At 73.1% G+C, this 1,605-nt stretch carries 1 protein-coding gene; it reads left to right on the plus strand.

The features are described 5' to 3' along the window. Positions 1-29: 29 nt before the first annotated feature. Positions 30-1,605: polyketide synthase dehydratase domain-containing protein (locus ABT137_RS50950; RefSeq protein WP_351720898.1), on the plus strand; the 1,576-nt coding region annotated here is incomplete at its 3' end.

Here is a 1,605-nt window from a genome sequence, read left to right on the forward strand (position 1 = left end):
TGACGGGTGGGCTGGCGGGTGCTGGTCTGTTGGCCGGTGGTGAGTACTGGGTGCGGCATGTGCGGGAGCCGGTGCGGTTCGCGGACGCGGTAGGCACCCTGGAAGCCGAAGGCGTCACCACCTTCGTCGAGATCGGCCCCGACGCCGTCCTGACCGCGATGGTCGGCGCCGCGGTCCACAACTCCGACGCCGTCGTCGCCGTCCCCGCGCTGCGGGCCGGACGGCCCGAGGCACAGACCCTGTGCAAGGCATTGGGCGGCCTGTTCACGCGCGGGGTACCGGTCGACTGGCAGGCGTTCTACGACGGGACCGGCGCGCGCCGCGTCGACCTGCCGGCCTACGCCTTCCGCCGCGACCGCTACTGGCTCGACGCCACCGCCGACACCTCCGATGCGGCCGGCCTTGGCCTGGTCCCGACCGGACACCCGCTCCTGGGCGCGGCCGTGGAACAGGCCGACGGAGACGACATCCTGTTGACCGGCCGTCTGTCGCTCGCCACTCATCCGTGGCTGGCGGACCACGCCCTGCACGGTGTGACCGTGTTCCCCGGCACCGGCATGCTGGAGCTCGCGCTGCGGGCGGGGGAGCAGGTCGGCTGTGAGCGGGTCGCCGAACTGACCCTGCCGACGCCCCTGGTCGTGCCGGAGCGTGGCGGAGTGCTGGTGCAGGCGGTTGTGGGCGCACCGGACTCCGAGGGGCACCGCAGGATCGACGTATACGGCCGCCCCGAGACGGACACCGGTCTCGAACAGCCGTGGACCCTGCATGCGACGGGAGCCCTGGCAAGCGCCGGGACCACCGCCCGGGACCTCCCCGCAGACCTCATGACCTGGCCTCCCGCCGAGGCGACCGAGGTCGACCTGGAGGAGACCTATGCGCGGCTGGCGGACCGCGGCTACGACTACGGGCCCGCGTTCCAAGGGCTGCGCCGCATGTGGCGGGGGAGTCGGGGCGAGCTGTACGCCGAGGTCGTCCTGCCCGAGGAGCAACGCACCGACGCCGCCCGCTTCGCCCTGCACCCCGCCCTGCTGGACGCCGCGCTGCACCCACTGCTGCCCGGCGTCGCGACGGACGTCGCCGACCGGCTGCCCTTCACCTGGTCGGACGTCGACCTGTATGCCACCGGCGCCACGGTGTACCGCGTCCGCATCACGGAGACCGGACCGGACGCCGTGTCCGTGACCGTCGCCGACGACACCGGCGCACCGGTCGCCTCCGCCGGCGCCCTGACGCTGCGGCCGCTGTCGAGGGAGGCGCTGCACGCGGCGGACAGCTCCTCGCCGAACCGGCTCCTGCGGATCGACTGGTCGCCGTTGCCCGAGCCCGCTGCCGAGCAGCGACACGACGGCATCTGGGCCGTACTGGGCGACGACACGCTCGGGCTCGGCGACTCCGTCCGCGCCTATGCCGGCCTCGACGCACTGCCGGAGGAGGTGCCCCCCACAGTGATCGTGCCAGTGTCCGTCCCCGAGGGCACTGACGTGCCCTCGGCCGCGCACCGTGTCCTGAGCGATGTGTTGGGTTTGGTGCGGGGGTGGTTGGCGGAGGAGCGGTTTGGGGGTGGTCGGTTGGTGTTTGTGACGCGGGGTGCGGTGGGTGTGTCTG

The organism is Streptomyces sp. NPDC001980 (assembly GCF_040296885.1).
Lineage (GTDB): Bacteria > Actinomycetota > Actinomycetes > Streptomycetales > Streptomycetaceae > Streptomyces.